Source organism: Paenibacillus sp. FSL L8-0641, from assembly GCF_038006265.1.
Taxonomy (GTDB): Bacteria; Bacillota; Bacilli; order Paenibacillales; family Paenibacillaceae; genus Paenibacillus; species Paenibacillus polymyxa_D.
Genome location: NZ_JBBOUW010000001.1, coordinates 4,100,776 through 4,124,044, shown reverse-complemented (window position 1 = coordinate 4,124,044; position 23,269 = coordinate 4,100,776). Strand labels below are relative to the sequence as shown.

Annotated in this window: 19 protein-coding genes, 11 tRNA genes and 1 rRNA gene; 28 read left to right on the top strand and 3 right to left on the bottom strand. The window is 46.3% G+C overall.

Annotated elements, in window-relative coordinates:
• The first annotated feature begins 30 nt into the window (after positions 1-30).
• The 20 genes from rrf (at position 31) to yajC (ending at position 9,300) form a co-directional block, all read left to right on the top strand.
• Positions 31-147: ribosomal RNA gene (gene rrf, locus MKY16_RS18625) — 5S ribosomal RNA — on the top strand.
• Positions 148-166: 19 nt separating this feature from the next.
• Positions 167-242: transfer RNA gene (locus MKY16_RS18620), tRNA-Asn, on the top strand.
• A 3-nt stretch (positions 243-245) separates the two neighbouring features.
• Positions 246-337: transfer RNA gene (locus tag MKY16_RS18615), tRNA-Ser, on the top strand.
• A 17-nt stretch (positions 338-354) separates the two neighbouring features.
• Positions 355-426 (top strand) — tRNA-Glu (locus tag MKY16_RS18610).
• A 10-nt stretch (positions 427-436) separates the two neighbouring features.
• Positions 437-512, top strand: a tRNA-Val gene (locus tag MKY16_RS18605).
• Between the two features lie 29 nt (positions 513-541).
• A tRNA-Met gene (locus tag MKY16_RS18600) sits at positions 542-618 on the top strand.
• Positions 619-644: 26 nt separating this feature from the next.
• Positions 645-721: transfer RNA gene (locus tag MKY16_RS18595), tRNA-Asp, on the top strand.
• A gap of 28 nt (positions 722-749) precedes the next feature.
• A tRNA-Lys gene (locus MKY16_RS18590) sits at positions 750-825 on the top strand.
• 35 nt (positions 826-860) lie between these two features.
• A tRNA-Gly gene (locus tag MKY16_RS18585) sits at positions 861-935 on the top strand.
• A gap of 5 nt (positions 936-940) precedes the next feature.
• A tRNA-Arg gene (locus MKY16_RS18580) sits at positions 941-1,017 on the top strand.
• A 12-nt stretch (positions 1,018-1,029) separates the two neighbouring features.
• Positions 1,030-1,109 (top strand) — tRNA-Leu (locus MKY16_RS18575).
• Positions 1,110-1,116: 7 nt separating this feature from the next.
• Positions 1,117-1,190, top strand: a tRNA-Pro gene (locus MKY16_RS18570).
• A gap of 115 nt (positions 1,191-1,305) precedes the next feature.
• On the top strand, positions 1,306-2,010 hold the full coding sequence (locus MKY16_RS18565) for a BofC C-terminal domain-containing protein (protein WP_029514796.1): 705 nt from the start codon (positions 1,306-1,308) through the stop codon (positions 2,008-2,010).
• Between the two features lie 228 nt (positions 2,011-2,238).
• Positions 2,239-2,742, top strand: coding sequence for a crossover junction endodeoxyribonuclease RuvC (gene ruvC, locus MKY16_RS18560; RefSeq protein ID WP_029514797.1), 504 nt, complete (start codon positions 2,239-2,241; stop codon positions 2,740-2,742).
• A complete protein-coding gene (ruvA, locus tag MKY16_RS18555; RefSeq protein WP_307347889.1) occupies positions 2,739-3,353 on the top strand; it encodes a Holliday junction branch migration protein RuvA in 615 nt (204 codons plus the stop codon). The genes ruvC and ruvA overlap by 4 nt, the downstream gene beginning before the upstream one ends.
• A gap of 50 nt (positions 3,354-3,403) precedes the next feature.
• Positions 3,404-4,411 (top strand): Holliday junction branch migration DNA helicase RuvB, encoded by a 1,008-nt coding sequence (ruvB, locus tag MKY16_RS18550; RefSeq protein WP_013372650.1) that lies wholly within the window; start codon positions 3,404-3,406, stop codon positions 4,409-4,411.
• A 229-nt stretch (positions 4,412-4,640) separates the two neighbouring features.
• Positions 4,641-6,734: a SpoIID/LytB domain-containing protein gene (locus MKY16_RS18545; RefSeq protein WP_340956561.1), complete on the top strand. Its 2,094-nt coding sequence runs from the start codon at positions 4,641-4,643 to the stop codon at positions 6,732-6,734.
• Positions 6,735-6,741: 7 nt separating this feature from the next.
• Complete coding sequence (gene queA / locus MKY16_RS18540) at positions 6,742-7,770, top strand: tRNA preQ1(34) S-adenosylmethionine ribosyltransferase-isomerase QueA (protein WP_029514801.1); 1,029 nt, start codon at positions 6,742-6,744, stop codon at positions 7,768-7,770.
• A 20-nt stretch (positions 7,771-7,790) separates the two neighbouring features.
• Complete coding sequence (gene tgt, locus MKY16_RS18535) at positions 7,791-8,930, top strand: tRNA guanosine(34) transglycosylase Tgt (protein WP_318627550.1); 1,140 nt, start codon at positions 7,791-7,793, stop codon at positions 8,928-8,930.
• A 34-nt stretch (positions 8,931-8,964) separates the two neighbouring features.
• Complete coding sequence (gene yajC / locus MKY16_RS18530; RefSeq protein ID WP_029514804.1) at positions 8,965-9,300, top strand: preprotein translocase subunit YajC; 336 nt, start codon at positions 8,965-8,967, stop codon at positions 9,298-9,300.
• A gap of 87 nt (positions 9,301-9,387) precedes the next feature.
• On the opposite strand, the gene MKY16_RS18525 is transcribed toward yajC, so the two are convergent.
• Entirely contained in the window at positions 9,388-9,777 is a 390-nt protein-coding gene (locus MKY16_RS18525) for a TIGR04086 family membrane protein (RefSeq protein WP_029514806.1), read from the bottom strand.
• Between the two features lie 206 nt (positions 9,778-9,983).
• On the opposite strand from MKY16_RS18525, the gene MKY16_RS18520 reads away from it, so the two are divergent.
• Entirely contained in the window at positions 9,984-10,760 is a 777-nt protein-coding gene (locus MKY16_RS18520) for a DUF421 domain-containing protein (protein ID WP_029514807.1), read from the top strand.
• 5 nt (positions 10,761-10,765) lie between these two features.
• On the opposite strand, the gene spoVB is transcribed toward MKY16_RS18520, so the two are convergent.
• A complete protein-coding gene (gene spoVB, locus MKY16_RS18515) occupies positions 10,766-12,340 on the bottom strand; it encodes a stage V sporulation protein B (RefSeq protein ID WP_029514809.1) in 1,575 nt (524 codons plus the stop codon).
• Between the two features lie 307 nt (positions 12,341-12,647).
• Here spoVB and MKY16_RS18510 point away from each other — a divergent pair, with 307 nt between their 5' ends.
• The 7 genes from MKY16_RS18510 to MKY16_RS18480 all read left to right on the top strand — a co-directional run bounded on the left by MKY16_RS18510 (position 12,648) and on the right by MKY16_RS18480 (position 21,607).
• Positions 12,648-12,905, top strand: coding sequence for a post-transcriptional regulator (locus MKY16_RS18510; protein WP_013311570.1), 258 nt, complete (start codon positions 12,648-12,650; stop codon positions 12,903-12,905).
• 90 nt (positions 12,906-12,995) lie between these two features.
• Positions 12,996-14,252 carry a protein translocase subunit SecD gene (gene secD, locus MKY16_RS18505; RefSeq protein WP_039275022.1) on the top strand — a complete coding sequence of 419 codons (1,257 nt, stop codon included), beginning with the start codon at positions 12,996-12,998 and terminating at the stop codon, positions 14,250-14,252.
• Complete coding sequence (gene secF / locus MKY16_RS18500; protein WP_049816863.1) at positions 14,242-15,159, top strand: protein translocase subunit SecF; 918 nt, start codon at positions 14,242-14,244, stop codon at positions 15,157-15,159. Before secD ends, secF begins: the two co-directional genes overlap by 11 nt.
• A gap of 199 nt (positions 15,160-15,358) precedes the next feature.
• Complete coding sequence (locus tag MKY16_RS18495) at positions 15,359-16,315, top strand: cation diffusion facilitator family transporter (protein WP_029514810.1); 957 nt, start codon at positions 15,359-15,361, stop codon at positions 16,313-16,315.
• 33 nt (positions 16,316-16,348) lie between these two features.
• The gene (gene recJ, locus MKY16_RS18490) at positions 16,349-18,745 is read left to right on the top strand and encodes a single-stranded-DNA-specific exonuclease RecJ (RefSeq protein ID WP_209949770.1); all 2,397 of its coding nucleotides are present in this window, start codon (positions 16,349-16,351) and stop codon (positions 18,743-18,745) included.
• 69 nt (positions 18,746-18,814) lie between these two features.
• Positions 18,815-19,327: an adenine phosphoribosyltransferase gene (locus tag MKY16_RS18485; protein WP_029514814.1), complete on the top strand. Its 513-nt coding sequence runs from the start codon at positions 18,815-18,817 to the stop codon at positions 19,325-19,327.
• Between the two features lie 222 nt (positions 19,328-19,549).
• Entirely contained in the window at positions 19,550-21,607 is a 2,058-nt protein-coding gene (locus MKY16_RS18480; RefSeq protein WP_318627549.1) for a methyl-accepting chemotaxis protein, read from the top strand.
• Between the two features lie 137 nt (positions 21,608-21,744).
• Here MKY16_RS18480 and uraA read toward each other — a convergent pair whose 3' ends face one another.
• Positions 21,745-23,055 (bottom strand): uracil permease, encoded by a 1,311-nt coding sequence (gene uraA, locus MKY16_RS18475; RefSeq protein ID WP_318627548.1) that lies wholly within the window; start codon positions 23,053-23,055, stop codon positions 21,745-21,747.
• Positions 23,056-23,269 lie beyond the last annotated feature (214 nt).

Here is a 23,269-nt window from a genome sequence, read left to right as displayed (position 1 = left end):
GTACGGAAGAATTTGCGTAGCAAATTCATGTTTGGTGGCGATAGCGGAGGGGTTCCACACGTACCCATCCCGAACACGACCGTTAAGCCCTCCAGCGCCGATGGTACTTGGACCGCAGGGTCCTGGGAGAGTAGGACGTCGCCAAGCAGAACCTTATGCTTAATATTCCCTGATAGCTCAGTTGGTAGAGCACTCGACTGTTAATCGAGTTGTCACAGGTTCGAGTCCTGTTCGGGGAGCCATGTGGAGAGGTGTCCGAGTTGGCCGAAGGAGCACGATTGGAAATCGTGTAGGCGCCAAAAGCGTCTCGAGGGTTCGAATCCCTCTCTCTCCGCCATAATTATTTTATTGTATGGCCCGTTGGTCAAGGGGTTAAGACACCTCCCTTTCACGGAGGTAACAGGGGTTCGAATCCCCTACGGGTCATAAGTAATATGGAGGCTTAGCTCAGCTGGGAGAGCATCTGCCTTACAAGCAGAGGGTCGGGGGTTCGAGCCCCTCAGCCTCCACCATTTATTTAAATAGCAGTCCCTAATATTATCGCGGGGTGGAGCAGTTCGGTAGCTCGTCGGGCTCATAACCCGAAGGTCGCAGGTTCAAATCCTGCCCCCGCAACCAATTAACTTTTGAATGTAAACTGCTATGGAACTGTGGTGTAGAGGCCTAACATGCCTGCCTGTCACGCAGGAGATCGCGGGTTCGAATCCCGTCAGTTCCGCCATTTTCACAAAGTTATGTTACCCTGTTGGGAGCCATTAGCTCAGTTGGTAGAGCACCTGACTTTTAATCAGGGTGTCGAAGGTTCGAGTCCTTCATGGCTCACCATTCATGCACTTATATGTCATGGATATAATGATATTGCGGACGTGGCTCAGCGGTAGAGCATCGCCTTGCCAAGGCGAGGGTCGCGGGTTCGATTCCCGTCGTCCGCTCCATATTTGCGCCCTTAGCTCAGCTGGATAGAGCGTTTGACTACGAATCAAAAGGCCGGGAGTTCGAATCTCTCAGGGCGCGCCATTAACTTCATAAGCCGGTGTGGCGGAATTGGCAGACGCGCGCGACTCAAAATCGTGAGGGAAACCGTGGAGGTTCGAGTCCTCTCACCGGCATGTATTTCGGGATGTAGCTCAGCTTGGTAGAGCACCTGGTTTGGGACCAGGGGGTCGCATGTTCAAATCGTGTCATCCCGATTCAAAAGGAAAGTCGCTGGAAGCAGCGGCTTTTTTGTTATATTAATTATCTTTTTGTATAAATCAGTAATCGCCAGGTCACACTAACACAAAAAGTGGGACGGAAGGGATTACTGTGAAGCGATTAAGTTGGAAAAAACAGATGAAACGGCGCTGGAAACAGTGGAGAAGAACAGTGTGGGCCTGTAGCATTTTGGGTGCGGCTTGTTTGCTGGCAGGGTTGGGTATTCTGTTATCGAATTATATGCAGGCTATGTTGTCACAGCCACTCGCTACTACCGTCATGGCAGAGGAGGGCATGGAGGAGGCTTCACATCTCGGTCCAACTGAAGATCACTCCTCACATATGCAACTATTACAAAGTATTCGTGCTTCCGGTATAAGCAGGAAGACCCGTCTGTTAACCACCTACGTATGTGGTACGGAAACACTTTCCTTGGGAACGCTAAGTTCACAGCAGCTAGAGACCTTACTGAAGCAACATCCCGATTGGAAGGGACGACTTAATACCAAAGGAGAGGTGTGGCTGGAACGCAGGGTGGAAGACTTGTCAGAGTCATGCAAAGAGCGTGGATACATGGGTTTGAGCACTGACGGCCAGCTTACATTGTATGAAGGACTGCCTAAAAGAGAAAAAGTTATCCGCACTTTTTTTCAATTGGATGTGGGTTCCATGGAGACGGCCTTGCCAGAAGGGGTGTATAAACAACTTCAGCAGGGAATCCGTGTACAGGATATAAATGAGTATAACAGTGTAATTTCCACTTTTAGTGACTTTGCCGTGGAGCGAACACAGAGGGTATTAAAACAGCACTATTGATTACAACTGCGAGACGTTAGGCTTTGCCCATGAGGTAAGGCTTGAAGCGTCTCTTTTTATGTTTTTACTCATGTTTAAATTTTTTCCTCTATTAGATACAAAGTTTTGTTATAATGAAAAGAACGACACATATGTTCGCTTTATATGGTATTTGGCCGTGAGTATATTCAGGATAACGCTGGCTATTGATTAGTTACGCCATGATTGAGCGATAGGGGAGAGATTTTTTTGCGTTTTCTAGGAATTGATCCGGGTATTGCTATTGTGGGCTTCGGGTTTGTAGACAAGATTGGCAGTAAAGTGGTGCCTGTGCAGTATGGCTGCATCCAGACGGAGGCTCATACACCGGAAGAAGAAAGGCTGCTTCATGTGTATGAAGGCATGTTGCAATTAATAGATAAATATAAGCCTGATGCGGTAGCACTGGAAAAGCTCTTTTTTAATCGCAACGTTACAACCGCTATGTCTGTAAGTCAGGCACGTGGGGTGCTGGTGCTGGCTGCAAAACAACGTAATTTGCCTATAGGTGAATACACGCCGATGCAGGTAAAGCAGGCTATTGTAGGGTATGGTAAGGCTGAGAAGAAACAGGTACAAGAAATGGTTAGAATGTTTCTAAAGCTTCAAACTGTGCCGAAACCGGACGATGTAGCGGATGCTTTGGCGGTGGCTATTTGTCATGCGCACTCCTATGGACTAAATTCAAAATTAAATGAGGTATTGCGAAAATGATAGATTTCTTGCGTGGTTCTGTGGCCCATTTGGAAAATGAATATGTCGTTTTAGATGTACAGGGTGTAGGGTACCGGGTATTTTGTCCGAATCCTTACGCGTTCGCCAAAACTGAAGGTCCAGTGGTTATTTATATTCACCATCATGTAAGGGAAGATGCTATTTTACTGTTCGGTTTTGCGACCCGTGAGGAGCAGCAGCTATTCCGTAAACTGATTGATGTATCTGGTATTGGACCGCGTGTTGCGCTTGGTATTTTAGGAGGCGGTACGCCTGCTCATGTGGTAACGGCGATTTATCAGGAGAATATCACATTTCTCACCAAGTTACCGGGGATCGGTAAAAAGACGGCACAACGTATGATTCTGGATTTGAAAGACAAGCTGGACGGTATTGGCTCGTTAGGGATGGCAACCGGATTGTTTGCTGAGCCTGTCGTAGAAGAAGGCGAAGGTTCATATTGGGGCGAGGCCCGTGAGGCGCTCAAGGCCCTCGGTTATACTGATACTGAGTTGGATAAGGTATGGAGCAGAATGAAGAAAGATGCGAAACCTGATGAATCTGCCGATATTTTGATGAAGCGGGCTTTGCAACTGTTGTTTGCCGGATAGGACGCGGATGTCCGTTAACAAGTGTCTGGTGAAAAGAGGAGCGATGGAATATGGATGACCGGATTATTTCCGCCAATTTGATGATGGAAGACCAGACGGCGGAGCTAAGCCTTCGCCCCCGTTATCTAAATGAATATATCGGGCAAAATCAGGTTAAGGAAAATCTGAAAGTATATATTGAAGCGGCCAAAATGCGTAAAGAAGCGTTGGACCATGTACTGTTGTACGGACCGCCTGGGTTGGGTAAAACAACTCTTGCTAACATTATTGCCAATGAGTTGGGGGTTAATCTGCGTACGACTTCAGGTCCTGCAATTGAAAGACCGGGAGATTTGGCAGCATTGCTGACCAATCTTCAAGAGGGTGATGTTTTGTTCATTGATGAGATTCATCGCCTTCATCGTACGGTGGAAGAAGTCATGTATCCGGCGATGGAGGATTTTGCGCTAGATATTATGATTGGTAAAGGCCCGAGTGCACGCTCAGTCCGTCTGGATTTGCCACCCTTTACTCTTATAGGGGCCACTACGCGCGCTGGGCTGCTCTCTGCGCCATTGCGTGACCGGTTTGGTGTTATTAGTCGATTAGAGTTTTATACGACAGACGAGCTGGCTTACATTGTGTCCAGGAACGCGGATATTATGGAGATTGAAATTGTCGGGGATGCGGCGGAGGAAATCGCATTGCGTTCACGGGGGACACCGCGTATTGCCAACCGACTATTAAAAAGGGTGCGTGATTTTGCCCAGGTTGCCGGAGACGGAATTATTCATTCTGAGTTGGCTGCAGAGGCGCTAAAGAGACTTCAAATAGATCCTCTCGGGCTGGATGAAATTGATCATAAAATGCTTAAGGCCATGATTCATTCATTCCGGGGCGGACCTGTAGGATTGGACACAATTGCTGCAACCATTGGTGAAGAGAGTCAGACTATTGAGGACGTGTATGAACCCTATTTGTTACAAATTGGTCTTTTACAAAGAACACCTCGGGGACGAACAGTGACTCCGGCGGCATATGCCCACCTTGGAATCCCCATGCCAACGGATCCACGGTGATTAGGAAACATGATGCACTTTTTAAAAAAATCATTGCATGGTTACATGCAAGTATGGTGAATACGATATCGGCTGACGGATGACTGAGGTAATGAGAGTATAAGTAAGATTTTGGCGGGTTTACATTTTGGCTTATTCCGCCGATGTATTTAAAGGGACAGACAAGGATCGAGAGCCCGATAAATTACGCAAATATAAGTGCTAGGCAGCTAGATTGGGGGAGCCAGAAATGAGTGGAAAAGCATTTAACCGAGAAAGTATTTTCGGTGCATGGATGGGCCGGGCCAAACGAGCAGCAGCGATTATGGTATTAGCTACAGTGTGCATACCTTGGTCTTCGGGCGTTCACGCTGCCGCCGCCCAAGAGGATATTCGTGTAGTGATTTTTGCGGATCTAGGTAGCAAATATAAAGCGACAGTCCCCGCTGTAACCTTGAAATCATCAGGAGGTCTGAGTGTTGGACAGAACAGTGGAGGCAGCTTTCAAACTTGGATGGGACTGCCAGACAGTACAGCTCGTTTTAGTGTAGACAGCTATCGGGTGAAGGTACTTGAAGGAAATGAAGCAGCGGCGATAAAAGCGGCACAAGCCCTGCAAAAGACTAATGATAAACCTACGGTTTTTATCGGTTCAAAAAATGGTAGCTCTGTGTATCAAGTGTACGCGGGAATATATGCTAGTGAACAGTCTGCGCAGGCTGCTGTACAGCGGATTTCCTCGGCAACCGGAGCGCAGGCCGAGGTGAAGGGAAACAAGCATTGGTCCACTGGAAGCTACGGAAGCGAGCAGGAAGCTAATCTCGTTCGAACGACAATTGCTGCGGCGGGCTTTGATGCTTTTACTGTGATTCAATCAAGAGGTCAGTATGCCGTGTGGGTTGGAGAAGAAAGTAATGACAGCAAGCTGTTGGCTTTGAAAACTGAGCTGGAGAGCAAGCAGCCGAGACTCACGTTGTCTAAAGTTAATGCTACTCAAGCCGGCCTCATTATAAGACAGGAAGCAGGAGTCACGACCGGCTCGCAGGTGATGTCTCATTACATGCTAAGTGGTTCTGATAATAGCAAGATAATTGTCAACGGCGGTAATAATGGAGTACAAGTGATGGAAAGATCACAGCGTACATATCGCGGCGAGATGGAGATTGGCATGACGTCAGGCCAGCTGGCGCTTGTGAACGAAGTTCCTTTGGAGCAGTATTTGTATTCCGTGGTAGGAGCAGAGGTCTATTCCTCATGGCCAGATGAAGCGCTCAAGGCTCAAGCGGTAGCGGCTCGTAGCTATGCGCTTGCCCAAGGCAATCGGTTTCAGATCGGCAATGTGGTAGATGGCACGTTAAGCCAGGCTTACAACGGGAAGAGCTCGGAACATGCCAACGTCAATAAGGCTGTAGATGCAACGGCTGGTGAAGTCATTAAAAGTGGCGGTAAAGTGGTCGAAGCTGTATTTTCATCTAATGCGGGCGGTGTGACAGCAGATGCCTCTGAGGTGTGGAACAGTGGTGGCGAAGCCTTTGCTAGCGTAGACAGCTCGGGGGATACTTCGGCGCAAAAAGGAGCACAGGAGTGGTATCATGTACTTCTCTCCAGTGGCAAGACAGGGTATATTCGTGAGGATAATGCTAAGGAACTGGAGGGTGTCACAGAAGCGGGGTTAGACAAAATCACCGTCACTGCGGAAAATACAAATGTGCGTCCTATTCCCCAAATTCAATCGACGGTTACACCAATAGCCAAGGCGCAGCCGGGCGAAGAGATCATTGTATTAGAAAAGGTGCCTCAGTCCGGAGACTATGCATGGGTGCGGGGGCCCTTTACGTCAGCTCAGCTTGCTAAATCCCTGCAAGGGAAAGTAACGGGCACAGTGCCTTCCTCTATTAATCACCTCGATGTCACCAAACGTGGTCCATCAGGGCGAGTGTTGGAGGTTGAAGCGAACGGAACCCCTTTGAAAGTGAAATATCCGGATATGTTTCGCTCAGCAATGGGCGGCCTCCCGAGCACACTGTTTGATATTGCGAGTACCGGAAGTTATACTGTATTAGGCGCTGATGGGGCTACTTCTCATGTAAGTGGTACACAAGGCACTCAAATCCTGTCCGCATCTGGCAGCAGTACTTCAAGTGGTAACGGGGTGATCGTCATGAATGAAGATCGTCATGCACGAGTCATTGACAAAACACAAAGCTTTATTTTTACAGGTAAAGGAAATGGTCATGGTTTGGGCTTATCCCAATGGGGTGCCAATGGTTTGGCCGAGCAGGGGTATGATTACAAGAAAATTTTGCAACACTATTATAAAAATGTGGATATAGTTAAGGACTGACCAATATATGAACGTAAACGACTACGATTTTGAACTGCCTGAAACATTAATTGCACAGACGCCTTTGCTTGATCGGAGCGCTTCCAGATTACTGACATTAAACAAAAATAACGGTGAAGTGGGCCATCATACGTTTTCGGATATTGTGCAGTATCTCCAACCAGGGGATACGTTGGTATTAAACGATACGAGAGTGATTCCTGCACGCTTGTTTGGCATCAAGGAAGACACGGGAGCTAAGGCTGAGGTTTTGTTGCTTAAGCAACTGCAAGGGGACCGATGGGAAGCATTGGTGAAACCTGGTAAAAAGCTGAAAAAGGGTGCTGTTATCGTTTTCGGTGATGAGCTGAAAGCAGTAATTGAGGAAGAAGGAGATATGGGCGGAAGGGTACTGTCATTTTCATATGACGGTATTTTCCAGGAGATATTGGACCGCTTGGGCCAAATGCCGCTTCCGCCGTATATCAAGGAACAACTGGATGACCGCGAGCGCTATCAGACCGTTTATGCTCGGCATGAAGGTTCGGCTGCGGCTCCAACGGCAGGGCTGCACTTTACAGAAGAATTGCTGGACCAGATTAAAAAGAAGGGCGTTACCGTTGCCTTTATCACACTTCATGTTGGCTTAGGGACGTTCAGACCGATGTCTGTGGATACGATTGAAGAGCACGTAATGCATGAAGAATACTATTCATTGTCACAGGAAACAGCCGATGTACTCAATGAAACCAAGGCGCGCGGTGGAAGAGTCGTGGCGGTGGGGACGACCAGTTGCCGGACGCTGGAGACGGTGGGTAATAAATTTGGTGATGGAGTATTAGAGGCCAGTAGTGGCTGGACACAGATTTTTATTTATCCAGGCTATGAATTCCGTGTGGTGGATGCGATGATTACGAATTTTCATTTGCCCAAATCCACCTTGGTTATGCTGGTCAGCGCACTGGCGGGCAGGGAGAATATTATGCATGCTTACCAGGAGGCGATTGACCGACAATATCGGTTTTTCAGCTTCGGGGATGCAATGTTCATTTATTAATTAAGGATGGTTGAGAAAATATGGCACCAGCAATAAGATACGAACATATCAAAACCTGCAAGCAATCGGGAGCCCGTCTCGGGCGTGTACACACTCCTCACGGAGTTATTGAGACACCAACCTTTATGCCTGTGGGAACTCAGGCTACTGTTAAAACGATGAGTCCTGAGGAACTAAAAGCGATGGATGCTCAAATTATTTTGAGTAACACGTACCATTTGTTTCTTCGTCCGGGCCACGATATTATTCGTGAAGCGGGTGGACTGCACAAGTTTATGAATTGGGATCGTCCTATTTTAACGGACAGCGGCGGATTCCAGGTGTTTTCTTTAAGTGAAATGCGCAAGATTTCAGAGGAGGGTGTTCATTTTCGCTCTCATTTAAATGGAGATAAAAAGTTTCTTTCGCCTGAAGTGGCGATGGAAATTCAAAACTCGCTTGGCTCAGATATTATGATGGCCTTCGATGAATGTCCGCCGTTTCCGGCTGAATATGAGTATGTGAAAAAGTCACTGGAACGCACCAGCCGTTGGGCTGAGCGTTGTCTAGAGGCACACGCGCGTCCTCGTGATCAAGGTCTGTTTGCCATTGTTCAGGGAGGCATGCATGAAGATCTGCGCAGGCAAAGCGCTGCGGATTTGACTTCCATGGATTTCCCGGGGTATGCTATTGGTGGACTGAGCGTAGGTGAACCGAAACATTTGATGTATGAAGTGCTCGATTATACGGTTCCTCTGCTTCCCACCAACAAGCCACGTTATTTGATGGGCGTGGGTTCGCCTGATGCTTTGATTGAAGGCTCTATCCGTGGTGTGGATATGTTCGATTGTGTACTTCCAACCCGAATTGCTCGCAACGGGACAACGATGACCAGCCAAGGTCGTCTTGTCGTTCGCAATGCCCAATATGCAAGTGATTTTGGCCCGCTCGATCCTGCTTGTGATTGTTATACCTGTCGCAATTATTCACGTGCTTACTTGCGACATTTGATTAAAGCGGATGAAACCTTCGGGCTCCGACTGACAACGTATCATAACTTGCATTTCTTAATACAATTGATGCGTAATGTCAGACAAGCGATTATGGATGACAGGCTGCTTGATTTCCGAGATGAATTTTTTGAGCAGTACGGTCTTCATGATAATGATAAAGGATTTTAAGTTTTAGGGAGAGTATACGAAAGGGGGATTTAACATGTTTCATTTTGCTACAGCCGCTGCTACACCCGGTGGAACTGGCGGACTTTTTCAAATGATCTGGCCACTGGCTCTGATGTTTGTAATCTTCTATTTCTTGCTGATTCGCCCGAATCAGAAAAAACAAAAGCAACGTCAAACGATGCTTCAAGCTTTGAAAAAGGGAGATAAAGTCATTACAATCGGAGGTCTTCACGGTACAATTATGGAGATTACGGATGATGTAGTAGTTTTGCGTGTGAATGATGTCACGAAGCTGACCTTTGACCGCAGTGCAATCAGCAACGCGATTGCAAAAGACACGGCATCTGAGGAAGTTGTTTCCAAATCGTAAAATGCTGGTGACCGTTATACAAAAACCGAGCCTTTGAGGAGGCTCGGTTTTTTGTGTTGTTTTATTACATGGGTACAAACATTTTGATTACTTGTTGAGATTAATGCCAAACATCCCACCACCTGCGCCTATGACAAACGCGAAACCTAAGTGTAACAGGTCCTTGCCGACCATGCCCGCATCCAATGCCAGAAAACCGACCAGCAGAACGATTAGTCCATACAGGATACCTGTAATACCGCCTTGATACCAGCCTTTGTTTGCTGATCTTTTACCGGCGACGAAGCCACCAGATAGCATGGCGAATGCATGGACGATGTACGTATACAATGATAAGTCCTGTTCCTGCATCTGTGTCAGCCACAAGAGTAGTGAAAGAATCAATGCGCCAAGCAGCATCCATGCAAAAGCATAGAATAAGCCGGATAAAATAGGATGGGCCAGACGAAACGAACACCAGCGGCGAATGAGCTCCATTGATAATTCCTCCTGTACCAAGGTTTGAACTATTATCATTCTATGGCCAAGCCTCACGGCTTAGTACCAAGTCGCAAGCAGTCTTTCTCTTTATTTCAATAATTTAGCCTTTTGTTTTTTGTATGAGCCAAGTGAGGAACGGTCAGAATACGTGTACAATGAACGACTCATGTCTTATTGCAAGTACAGGGGAGGAGGCGAACATATTGAGTCACGATATTTTTGCTCATATTTTTCGGACGCTGCTCATGTATTTTATTGTATATCTGGTGATGCGCTTGATGGGTAAAAGGGAGATCGGTAAATTGTCTGTTTTCGATCTCGTCATATCCATTATGATTGCAGAAATTGCTGTATTCAGTCTGGAGGACATAAAACGTCCACTTTACGAAGGATTGATTCCTTTAGGAGTGCTGTTAATTTTGCAAATTGGGATTTCCTATTTCAGTCTGAAAAGTCGGCGACTGCGCTTACTATTTGATGGTAGGCCCAGTGTATTGTACTCTAATGGACAATTAAACAAGGACGAAATGGTGAAACAACGTTACAATTTGGATGACTTGCTGTTACAACTTCGTGAACAAAATATAGAAAGTCTGGACGAAGTTGAATATGTTATTTTGGAAACGACAGGTAAGCTAACGGTTATAGGTAAGGATGATAACGTCGGAGTGGAACACGAAAAAATGAAGCAGGAATTAAACGGAACAGATTTGGCAAACAAAGAGCTACAGGTGGATAAAGTCCATCCTTCTCCACAAATCGGTGGAAAGTTTAGATATGAGGGACTGCCTATTCCATTAATCATGGATGGTAAGGTGCTGGATCGAAATTTGGAACGAATGGATATGAACCGGTTTTGGCTTAAAAATCAAATTCAAGCGAAGGGACACAAAGATTTTAAGGATGTTTTTTTATGCTCGGTTAACCATAGAGGTGATGTGTACATTACACCACCGGCCTATGGAAAATCTTCGGATTAGATTTCTTATGCTTTAAACCATCTTCTCAGGATTGGAATGCGTGTAAGGTTGTCCCAATCAATCATTTTGATCAAGGTCATCAGGAAAAGGTACAGAATAATTCCCAAGCCTGCGGCAAAAATAAATTGGAGCCACATTTGGTCGAACATCGTTAAATGTCTGTAGGTATATAACACTGCTGCTGCCATGATGATCATGCCTATCCCGGTCTTCCAGAAATCGAGCAAACGTACGCGGAAGCGAAGTAGCCTGCTGACACTGAAGCCATGAAGGAGAGTAACAATGGCACTGTTAATACAAATGGCGATGACAGCTCCGTAGATACCGTACTGAGGTTGGGATGCAAGCCAGACGATCAGCACAATTTTGATAACGGCTCCGATAAAGGTATTTAATAAGGCACTTCCAGGACGGTCTAACGCCTGAAGTGCTGCCTGAAGCGGGGCCTGAATGTACATAAAAAGAGCAAAAGGTGCCATGAGCTTAAGCATTCCTGCAATATCGCCATTATTGTAGAGTAGCAGACACAGAGGTTCCGCCAATACATACATGATCACGGCAAATGGGGCTCCTGCAACCAAAGCGAGCCGAAGCGATTGATGTAGACGTTTGTGAATGGCTATAATATGCCCCTTAGCCGCTGCTTCGGATAACGAAGGAACGAGTGAAACAGCTAATGAACTGGTCAGAACCCCAGGTAGTAATAACACAGGAATGACCATGCCCTGCATGGCTCCATATTGTGCGGTTGCCACGCCAGTTGCAATGCCTGCTACGGCAAGGCTGCGCATGCACAAGATAGATTCGAGCAAATAGGATAAGGAACCGACAAGCCTTCCAGCAGTCACGGGAACGGATATAGACATAAGACGTGACAAAACAGATGATTGCTCGGGATAAACCTCAGAGGAGGGGCCAGGCGAATTCGGCTGAAGGATGCGATCTTTTCGCTGGTTACACACGTATTGCCATAGAAGCACAATCATGCCAATGAATTCGCCCGCCAGAGCACCGAGCATGGCACCTGCAGCAGCGTAGGCTACCCCATGGGGAAGTAACAAGTAAGCAAACCAAATGACACAAAAAATGCGCATAACGGTCTCGGCAATCGAGGAACTAGCGGAAGGAATCATATTTTGCTTTCCCTGAAAATAGCCCCTATAAGCTGAAGAAACAGCTACAATGACAATCATTGGGCTCATGCTCACGAATGTATAATACACGCGGCTGTCGGTCAGAAGATGGCTTGTGATCCAAGGCGCGAACACAAGACAGAGAACCATGGCGATCAGACTGAGTGTAATGGTTAAGCGCAGGCTGGTGTGCAAAATACGCCGCGACATTTCGGGCTGTCCCGCCGTTTCGGCTTCGGCTACTAGCTTGGCTACCGCAAGAGGGATTCCCCCTGTAATAAGCGTCACCAGAACGATAAAAAAGGGATACCCCTGTTGGTACAAGCCAACTCCTTCGGGGCCGATGATACGCGGGAGTGCGATTCGGGGAATAAAACCTAGTATCCGGTTGATAATTCCTGCTGCCAATAAAATAATTGCTCCATGGATGAATGTCTGCTTTTTCAATCGCAACTCCCTCTTCCCCAAAATGTAATTCTGCGTCTATACATTACTTTAGAAGATATGCTGGACCTGTCCATCTTCATGACAAGCTTTTCCGTTCAGAAACAAAGTGATTTAGACAACAAGAGGGAGAGTGGTGAATTCTGCTATTGACGAGCGAAATGATTGCATATATTGTTGATTTAAGGCTATTTTCAACGAGAAGAAGGGTTTTCCAGGATCAGGACAGAAATGTTCTACAAAGCAGTCAATAACCCCGCTAATTGCTGATCTGCGGAACCGGTAGTCGCTGGGAGGAGGAACGGCCATCGTGGGTATGGAAGAGCTGGATGAGCAGGATTGGGATGACGCAATTGAGATGCTTTGTCAAAGTAAGGCGGACGAGTTGATTCTCGTAGGCTATGAGCATGTCACAAGTAAGGACGTGTGGAATTGCGTCAGCCATAAATATGAAAAGGAGGGTATTCCTCCGCTGCACAAGCTCGTTAACGATATACTTTCCCTTAAAGCGACGAGCTTTATGAACTATTTGACTATGTCCGCATTACGGGGCTCCACTTTCGAATAGAAGGGGGTCTTTTTTTGCGTTCAAATTGACTGCTTTTTGAGGGGTAGCTATAATAGGAATATTGAGAATGAAAGGGGAACATGGGACGGAATGAAGAGAATTCTAAGTTTCATCGTGGTCGTGCTCATAACTACTGGTGTTATGATCGGGACAAGCCCGGGCCTACTGAACAGTTTAAAATTAGGCCTCGATTTAAAGGGAGGCTTTGAAATTTTATATGAAGCCCAGCCTTTGGAAGCCGGGCAGAGTGTAACCAGACAGTCTCTTATACAAACAGCTCAAAGTCTGGAGAGACGGATTAATGCGCTCGGTACGACTGAGCCGGAAGTAACAACAGAGGGGAGCAACCGTATTCGCGTGCGGCTTGCTGGTGTCACTAATGAGGCAGAAGTTCGCTCCATGCTGAAAAAGCCTGCAGAATTAACGTTTCGCAGTGCAACGGCAGCAGATGCTAAGAAGCCAGGTCAATACAGCAAAATTGAGCTCCGCGGTAATGATTTTGTGGAGAATGGCGCTGTTGTAGGCTATGATCAGCTGAATCAACCTGAGATTAGTATCAAAGTCAAGGACAAAGCTAAATTTGCAGAAATCACAAAGCGGCTTCTGAATAAAGAATTAGCTATTTTCCTTGATCAGGAATTGCTGTCTGCACCCACAGTGCGTGGGGAATTAACGGACGGTAGCGCGTCAATCACAGGTAGCTACACTCGTGATGAAGCGAATAAACTGGCGGATACGATTAATCTGGGTGCCCTTCCGCTCAAACTGACGGAAAAATATTCTCAGAGTGTAGGTGCTACGCTGGGTCAATTGTCACTGGATCAGACGATTCGTGCTGGATTGATCGGCTCGATCATTATTCTGGTATTTATGATTGCAATGTTCCGTGTACCGGGATTAGTGGCCAGTTTCTGTCTCATCGTTCATACCTGGGTAGTGCTTGCGATTTTCTACTTGGGTGGATTTGTACTCACACTCCCAGGTATCGCCGCCTTTGTGCTCGGGATCGGGATGGCGGTCGATGCCAACATCATTACGTATGAACGGATTAAAGAAGAAATCAAGTCAGGCAAAACGATTCGTTCTTCTGTCATTGCAGGTAGTAAGGCTTCGTTCCGTACCGTTATGGATGCCAATGTTACGACAATTATAGCGGCAGCGGTTATGTTTGGTCTGGGAACAGGCTCCGTTCGAGGATTCGCTTTGGTGCTCATCGTTGATATTGTCACCAGTATTTTGACGAATATCTTCTTCTCCCGCTTCTTACTCAATCTGCTGGTTAAAGCGGATGCTGTGAAGAAGGCCAAGTATTTTGGTGTGAAGGAGAGTGATATCAGTGCGCTTTAATTGGAACTTGAAATATATTAAGATGAGCAAGTGGTTTTACACGTTCTCGATTATTATCACACTGCTTGGTATTCTAAGCTTGTCAATATTCGGCTTGAATTACGGGGTAGACTTTCGTTCCGGTTCCAATGTGGATGTCAATTTGACTAAGGTTGTTACACAGGAACAGATCCAAACTTTGCTGGACAAGCAGAAAATCGGTAAAGAGGTAGATTATACACCGGGGAAAGAGCGTTTCGGCATTCGCTTCTCACAGGTGTTGACGGATCAGCAAGTGAATGATTTTAAGATTTCTTTTAATAAACAGCTGGATCCGAAGGCTTCGTTTGAGGTCAATACAGTGGATACGGAAATGGCACAAGAACTGGAGCAGAATGCAATATGGGCGATTTTGCTAGCATGTGTAGCCATAGCGGTCTATATTTCGATCCGGTTTGAATGGCGGTTTGCCATTGCAGCCATCGTTTCGTTGTTGCATGATGCCTTCCTCGTTATCAGTATTTTCTCGCTTTTCCGGCTTGAGGTGGATTTGACCTTTATTACGGCAATTCTGACGATTGTTGGTTTCTCCATTAATGACACCGTCGTTATTTTTGACCGTATTCGGGAAAATCTACGATTTGCGAAGAAGAAGTCCAGGGACGACTTAGAGCAGGTAGTTGATCACAGTATTGCGCAGACAATGACTCGGTCACTTGCAACCGTGTTTACGGTGTTTATTGCCTCCGTATGTTTGTTCATATTTGGCGGCGAATCGATCCGTATGTTCTCACTTGCAATGGTCATTGGTTTGTTGTTTGGTGCTTATTCCTCCATTTTCATTGCCAGCCCGCTGTGGGTGGCATTGAAAGGAAAACAAAAATCTCCGACAGCTGGCGGGGGCGCGGCCAAAACTGCAAAGTCTTAAGTTACGCAAATACCAGTAGTATAAATTAAAGAGAAAGCCGCGTCTGCTTGGGCGCGGTTTTCTAAGGTTTTAAGATTTACCTTAAGTAAGGCTCAGTAGTGGCACTTAAATGTGAATGGTTTTTGATTTTGAGAAATTCGGTTATTTTAGATTGAGCTTTATTGGGAAAGGGTTAGTTCAGGATTGAGGGGGAAACGTTGTGAATAGCGAACGCAGCCGATCATTGGAAACTGCGGCGTTGAGCGGGATTGTAGGTAATCTCGCGCTGGCTGTTCTAAAGGGAGCCGTCGGTTATGCGGCAAACAGCAAGGCGTTGTTGGGAGATGCACTGCACACGGCTGCAGATAGTGCTTCCCGTTTGCAGGAGCTTCTGTGTTCCAAGGGTGCTACAGGGCACGGAATGCTGGCACGGTTGCGAAACGGTGAAAAGGTTCGAACGGTCATATCTGTGGTACTGGCTATTTTAGTGCTGATGAGCGGTCTTCAGCTAGCTATCTCGGCTGTTCGTTCATTAAGCAGTTCGGAACCGCAGGCACCCGGTCTGTATGCATTAATTACCGTATTTATTGCGTTGGTATTGAGAGAAGCGCTATTTCAGTTTCAATATCGCTACTCGATTAAACATGGTCATAAAGAGGAAGCAGATCGGTACGCAAACCATGAACGTTACTCGCTGTATGCATCGTTGATTGCATTGATTGGCATGATCGGCGCAATGACTGGCGAAGCAATGGAATGGCCTGCATTATTATATCTTGATCCAACCGCAGCTTTGCTCGTAGCCTGTCTGGTGCTGCGTAAAGGATATTTGATGGTAATGAATACCGCTTACCAGGTTCCTGCGCAGCCCTTGCAGGAGGAAGACTCCCGACGCTTTATGGAGACGATTCAACGGGTGTATGGTATTGTAACGGTTGAACACTTACATGCCCAGGAAACAGGGCATTTCATAACAGTGGATGTAACGATAAGTGTGAACCCGCGGATTACGGTACAGGAAGCGCAGGAAATCGCCGATCGAGCCAAAAATTTACTGTTAGCCCGTTTTCCACAGGTGACCCATGTACAAATGCAGTTCATTTCTTATCAAGCCGGATATCCATACAAATCCAATCATGAACTGCCAGATAATGATGTGTCGTCGTTGCTTCAATAGGGCAGGACGACTATGAAAGAAAGGTGAATAGGATTGCTTCATTCGCAGTACAGATGGAAGACCCCAGAGGCTAACCTGGAAGCGGCTCAGCTGTTGACAGGGGAACTGGGGATTTCACCATTGTTGTCCCGGCTTTTAGTGAACCGGGGCGTCACTACCGCCGGGGAAGCAAACCGCTTTTTGTACGGAAGTGTGGACGATGTACACGACCCTTTTTTGCTTCTTGGTATGGAAGAGGCTGTGCCGAGAATTCGTCAGGCTCTGGAACGTGGCGAGCATATATTAATCTATGGAGATTATGATGCGGACGGCGTATCCAGTACATCATTGATGATTCAGCTCATGCGTTTTCTAAAGGCTTCCTATGATATTTATATTCCTCATCGTTCTAACGAGGGATATGGTCTGCATAACCATGCCCTTGATTGGGCACATCAGCAGGGAGTTACACTGGTCATTACGGTAGATACGGGAATTAGTGCAGTAGAGCAAATTGCTTATGCAACTTCCTTGGGGATAGACGTTATTGTGACGGACCATCATGAGCCGCCTGCAGTACTTCCCGAGGCATATACTTTGATTAATCCGAAGCTCCCCGGTTGCCCATACCCATTTAAAGGTCTTGCAGGTGTTGGTGTTGCCCTGAAGCTCGCTCAGGCGCTGTTGGGTGAAGTGCCGGAGGAATGGTTTGAAATCGTCGCTATCGGCACGGTAGCCGATCTGATGCCACTACATGGTGAAAATCGGACGATGGTACGCAGAGGGATTCAATCCATGAGAAACTCTGCTTTTCCGGGGATTCGTGCGTTGCTCCATGTAGCGGGCGTAGATATATCTACAGTGACTTCAGTCAACATCGCATTTGCCTTGGCTCCGCGGATTAATGCCAGCGGGCGCCTGGATCATGCGGGACGAGCCGTTTCTCTGCTGACGACAGAAAAAGAGGAAGAAGCAGACCAACTTGCGCATGCGCTGGACCTGCTCAATCGTGAGCGTCAACAGGTGGTCGAACGTATTGTGGAGCAAGCCGAGCAACAATTGGCATCCAAACTGAACGGAGGCAAGCTACCGTCAGTTATTGTATTGGCTGGTGAAGGCTGGAATGTCGGCGTTGTCGGAATTGTGGCATCCAAGCTGTTGGATCGCTATTATCGACCGACCATTATTCTGGGTATAGATGCTGAGACAGGTATGTGCAAAGGTTCCGCCCGTTCTATTCCTGCATTGGATATTTACAGTGCTCTTACGGACAGCCATGAGCTTATGGAGCATTTTGGTGGTCATCCTTCGGCAGCGGGTATGACGCTGTCCTGTGATAATCTGGAATTGTTTGAAGAGCAGCTGAACCGCTATGCGGGTTCCATTTTGACACCAGACGATCTCATTCCTGTAGCTGAGGCTGATATGGTCTGTCGTTTGGACGAGGTATCTTTGCAAGTGGTTGAAGAACTGGAGTTGCTTCAGCCTTTTGGTATGGGGAATCCATCTCCACGATTCGTATTACAGGGTCTGCAATTGCGTGAGGCTCGTAAAATGGGACGTGAGAAAAATCATGTGAAGCTCCTGCTGGAGCAGAACGGTTTATCGCTGGACGCGATTGCCTTCCGTCGTGGCGATTTGGCTGATTTTTTACAGCAAGAAACGGAGATAGATCTGCTGGGTGAATTGTCAATTAACGAATGGAACGGTAAAAGGTCTCTCCAGCTCATGATGCAGGACATTCGAGTGCAGGCGCCGCAAATTTTTGATTATCGTGGAGTGTCGGACCCTTTTGCCGAATTAGAGCGGGGACTCAAGATCTTTCATCCACGCATAGAGGAAAGAAAGAAAGACGTTGCGGTGTTGGTCCACCCGTCATCTAGGCTTCGTACATCTAGCTCCGTGGACACTGAATCCTTATGGTTATACGATAAAGATGGCAGCGTTATTCCCAGTGATGGTCAAAGAGATGCACAGCACTCTGTGAAGTCGCTGTTCGTACTGGAGCCGCCGGATACACCGGATCAGTTCCAGGCATTATGGTCTACCTTTGAAAATGTAGAAAACGTATTTCTCCTTCATTCAGTCAGTGAACGTGGCGGTCGACTCGTAAGCCCAGACAGAGAGCTGTTCAAGCGCATTTACGTTGTGCTTTCCCGATTGGGAACACAGCCTATTGATGAAAAGGCAATGCTGCCTGCTCTTAGTCGACAGTGTTCCTGTTCAGTACGCATGTTATCCAAAGTATTGGACATCTTCGAAGAGCTTGAGTTTATGACGCGTACAGATGGTCAATTCCGTTTTGTATCCAATCCGCCCAAGCGGGATTTAACTGCTTCTCCGCGCTATCAGGAATTATATAATATGGCTGAAATGGAGCGGTATTTGCTGGATGCGGACACCACCCAGATGACGAGCTGGATTATGTCTCTTATGAAGGGTGCGTCTTGAGATACTATTTCGTAATTTATGTTGTAAAATGTATATACTAATTTGAAGTTTACAGTAGGAGGAACTAAGTTGGACTACAAAGAATATATTCGGGTGATTTCCGATTTTCCACAACCAGGGATTAGTTTTAAAGACATTACAACCCTAATGAAAAATGGTGAACTGTACCGCAAGGCTATCAACGATATGAAGGAATTGGTATCGGATTTAAAAATTGATTTGATTGCAGGTCCAGAAGCACGTGGATTCGTTATCGGTGCGCCTCTGGCTTATGCGCTTGGCGTTGGTTTTATTCCCATCCGTAAAAGTGGCAAGCTCCCTGGAGAAACCATTGAGGAAGCATACGGTTTGGAGTATGGTAAAGATACGCTGGCGATGCATAAGGATGCTATAGAGCCAGGCCAAAATGTTTTGATTGCTGATGACCTGCTTGCTACAGGTGGAACTATTGCTACATCCGTAAACTTGGTACGCCAGCTTGGTGGCAATGTGGCAGGGGCTGCTTTTCTTATCGAGCTGTCTGATCTAAACGGTCGGGCGAAGCTGCCTGACGTAGATGTATTCACCCTGATTACGTATTAAGTATTTCGAAACCTGGGTTTCCCGGGAAATAATTATGTATGGATTGCCTAAATAGTCCGATGGAACATCTCTTTATCTAAAGAGTTGCTCCATCGGGCTATTTTGTTTAGAAGCGTTTTAGGTGTGACTTTGTTTGACTGGTGCAAATTACCACTGTTTTTATTGGGAATAGTTATAAAAAATTTAAAATAAATGTCGATAAATAATTAAAAAGGAGCAGAGGTGGTCATATTGGGTTTATTTCGATTTAAGAGTTTACAGGCACGGACATTTTCTACCTTGATTCCGCTTGTACTTATAACGCTGATTTTAATCAGCTTTTTGTCTTATTTTTTTGCCAAGCAGAAGCTAGATACGGAAATAAGCCAAAATGCTGCTCATTCCTTATCGAGGGTTAAAGCAGATATTGCAGCTAACGTAGATCGTCATGCTTTACTTGTTTCGATGCTGACTAAGAGTGCGGAACAACTGGGAACAGGAATGAACATTGAGGGTTATGGACGATTCTTTGAACAAGAGCTGGCATTAAATGATATGACCTATGGGTTAGGGATTTATTTTGCTAAAGGTGCGTATGATCCGGGAGTGACTTACCGTTCCATATATGTGCATAGAGATGGCCAGCTAGTGAAGCAAACGATTGAATATGATGATCCACAATATGACTACTTAACACAGCCATGGTATACAGAAGCCGTGGAACGTGGTAAGGAAATAAATTTTACGGAGCCTTTTTACGATAGCAGACTGAAAGTCAATATGATTACTGCAGGGAAAGCATTTTATGACAGGGAAGGGAAGCTGTTAGGTGTCATTACTGGCGACCTGAATATGACAAACATTCAAACGTTTATTGAAAAAATGAAGTTTGGTGCTAACGGTAGTGCGATCTTGATGGATAAGAATGGAGCCATTTTGTCATCCGGTCTTCCGTCCTTAAAAGCAGGCGAGCCGTTAACAAAAACGATGAATGCGGAAGCAGCACAATCTATTCAAAGTGGTACGTCCGGACAACTATCCGTACCCATTGATAGTGAGGACTACCGGATAATGTACGAAACACTCCCACAAACCGGATGGAAAATCGGCGTATTACTGCCAGAATCCGATTTGAACCGCTCTGCGAACGAAATGCTTAAACTTCTTCTTATTGTTAGTGTTATAGGCATCTTGCTAATTATGGGAGCGTTATTAATTAACAATTCAGGTATGATCAAAGAGATTAAAAAAATTATGCAGATAACCAATCGTATGGCTCATGGGGATTACAGCGTTGAACTAACACAACAACGTAAGGATGAATTTGGCCAAATGGCTGACGGGATCAATAAGGTGATTGCGGCAACCAGAGGAATGGCATCACGTTTGAGCGAAGAGTCAGATGTTATCTCAGGCGTATCTATAAAAATTTCCCAAGAGATTTCTGGGGCTACTAAAGATGCGCAGCATAATGCAGGAGAACTGGCACAGGTGAAGGAAGGAGCCGAGCTTCAATTGGTCGCAGCAGCAGAGAGTGCGACTGCGATGGAAGAAATGGCTGTTGGCATACAGCGTATTGCTGAATCTATCCAGCATGTATCCGAGGCTACCACTGAGATTGAACATAAGGCACAACAAGGAAATGAACGGTTGACCGTGGTCAACCAAGGAATGCATAAAGCGAAAATATCTATGGATGAGGCAGGCAGGGTAGTAAGCTCATTGAATGAGCGGTCCGCCCAAATTGGCAGCATAATTGGAATGATTCAGGAAATTAGTGGGCAGACCAAGTTGCTATCACTGAATGCTTCCATTGAAGCCGCACGTGCAGGGGAGCATGGCCGAGGGTTCGCTGTGGTGGCTTCAGAAATCGGCAAGCTGGCTGTAAACGTGAGCGAGTCTGCGGAACAAATTACGAGTCGAATCCGATCCATGCAGGAAGAAACCAAATTAGCTTTGGAAGGAATGCAGCAGGGTGCTCTGGAGATGGATGAAGGAGTATCTATTTTACTTGAGGTGGAAGAACGTTTTATTGCGATGAATCAAGATATTCAGCAGGTGGCGATAGAAGTGCAGGAGGTTTCATCTGCCTCAGAAGAAATGTCGGCAGGTTCAGAGGAAGTTGCAGCCTCTATTGGATATCTTGCAGACATTGCGAAAGCTTCAGCTAAACGTACAGAGCAAGCCTCGGAACGATCCGAACGGCAGCTTAAGGATCTGGAAGGTATGGACAGCTCTGTCAAGACACTTACAGGTGTCTCTGATACGCTTAATCAGGTCGTATCTCGCTTTCGTGTGTGATATCTTTAGAAAAAAAGGCCGTGCATAAAAAAACGCCGCTCCATTGAGATATGGATCTTTACACGCTTGTCTATACAGCCTGAGCGTGTTGATCCATAACTAACATGGAGCGGCCTTTTAAAGTTGAAAAAAAGATATCAATCTGGTGTTTTCTCGGTTAAAGGTTCCTGTGATTTATCGTTGGACCAGCCGAGCACGTCAATCAGCTTGAAGAACAAGCTGAGGATGATGCCGATGATTGTAGCCAATGCCATACCTTTCAAGGTTACAGCGCCCCAAGTGAGCGTAGTACCACTGATTCCGACAACAAGCACGATGGTCGCAAGCAGCATGTTAGTTGGCTTGGCGAAATCAACCTTTTGCTCAACGAAGATTCTTAGACCGGAGGCAGCAATGACACCGAATAATAGTAAGGATACGCCACCCATAACTGGAGCTGGAATATTAGAAACAATCGCTGAGAACGTGCCTGAAAAGGACAGCAGGATGGCAATGATAGCCGCTCCGCCAATAACCCATACAGAGTACACTTTAGTTAATGCCATGACACCAATATTTTCACCATAAGTCGTATTAGGCGTAGAACCGACAAAACCCGAAATGACGGTGGAAATACCGTTACCCAGCAGAGAGCGGTGGAGACCAGGATCTTTGGACAACTCACGCCCGACAATGTTGCTAGTCACAAGTAAGTGACCAATATGCTCTACGATGACGACCAGAGCAACAGGAAGAATCGTCAGCATAGCAGAGGTATTAAAAACTGGAGTGGTAATTGCAGGATGTCCGAAAAAAGGAGCGTCTGCGATGGCCTGTGTATTGACCATGCCCATAAAATAAGCAAGCACATAGCCCACTACGATACCGATCAGAATATGGATGATTTTGGCAAACCCGCGAAACAACACCGCACCCAGAACAGTAACCCCGAGTGTAACGAGCGAAAGAGTAATCGTTTTGGGATCTGGAGTCCATGCTTTAGTAGGATCGGCATTGATAATGCCTGCCATGCCTGCTGCAACCGGAACCAGCTCCAGACCGATTAAGGCTACGATGGAGCCCATAACAGCTGGAGGAAAAACGACGTCCAGCCAACGGGTTCCGGCATATTTGATCACCAGTGCGACGAGGCAGAAAATAATACCTGTAATGATGAAAGCACCGAGGGCCATAGCATAGCCGTTGCCGCCGGGATTGTTTTTAAGCACAAGACTGACGGGAGCGATAAAAGCGAAGCTGGAGCCGAGATAGGCGGGGATTTTGCCACGGCAGATCCAGATGTACAACAATGTGCCAATACCGTTCATTAGCAAAATCATGCCGGGATCGACGCCGAAAATATTCGGCACCAGCACGGTACTGCCAAACATGGCAAACAAATGCTGTACGCTGAGCAGGAACCCAGGTCCTGCCGGTAGCTTTTCATTAACTTGAATTTCGCGTTGCAACGCAGTTCACTCCTTAGTTCTTTCAATTATTCTTATATACATTAATTACTTTTCGTAATTTTTTCAATATAATTCGTTTCAATTCGTCAACATTCCTCATTTTACTTATCCATGTGTGACAGAATAATGCTACAATGCCAAACCTGTAATAGTTGACGTGTGACGTGCTAACCGTCATAATTGTAGGAAATCACTTTTAAAAGGGAACCTTTGC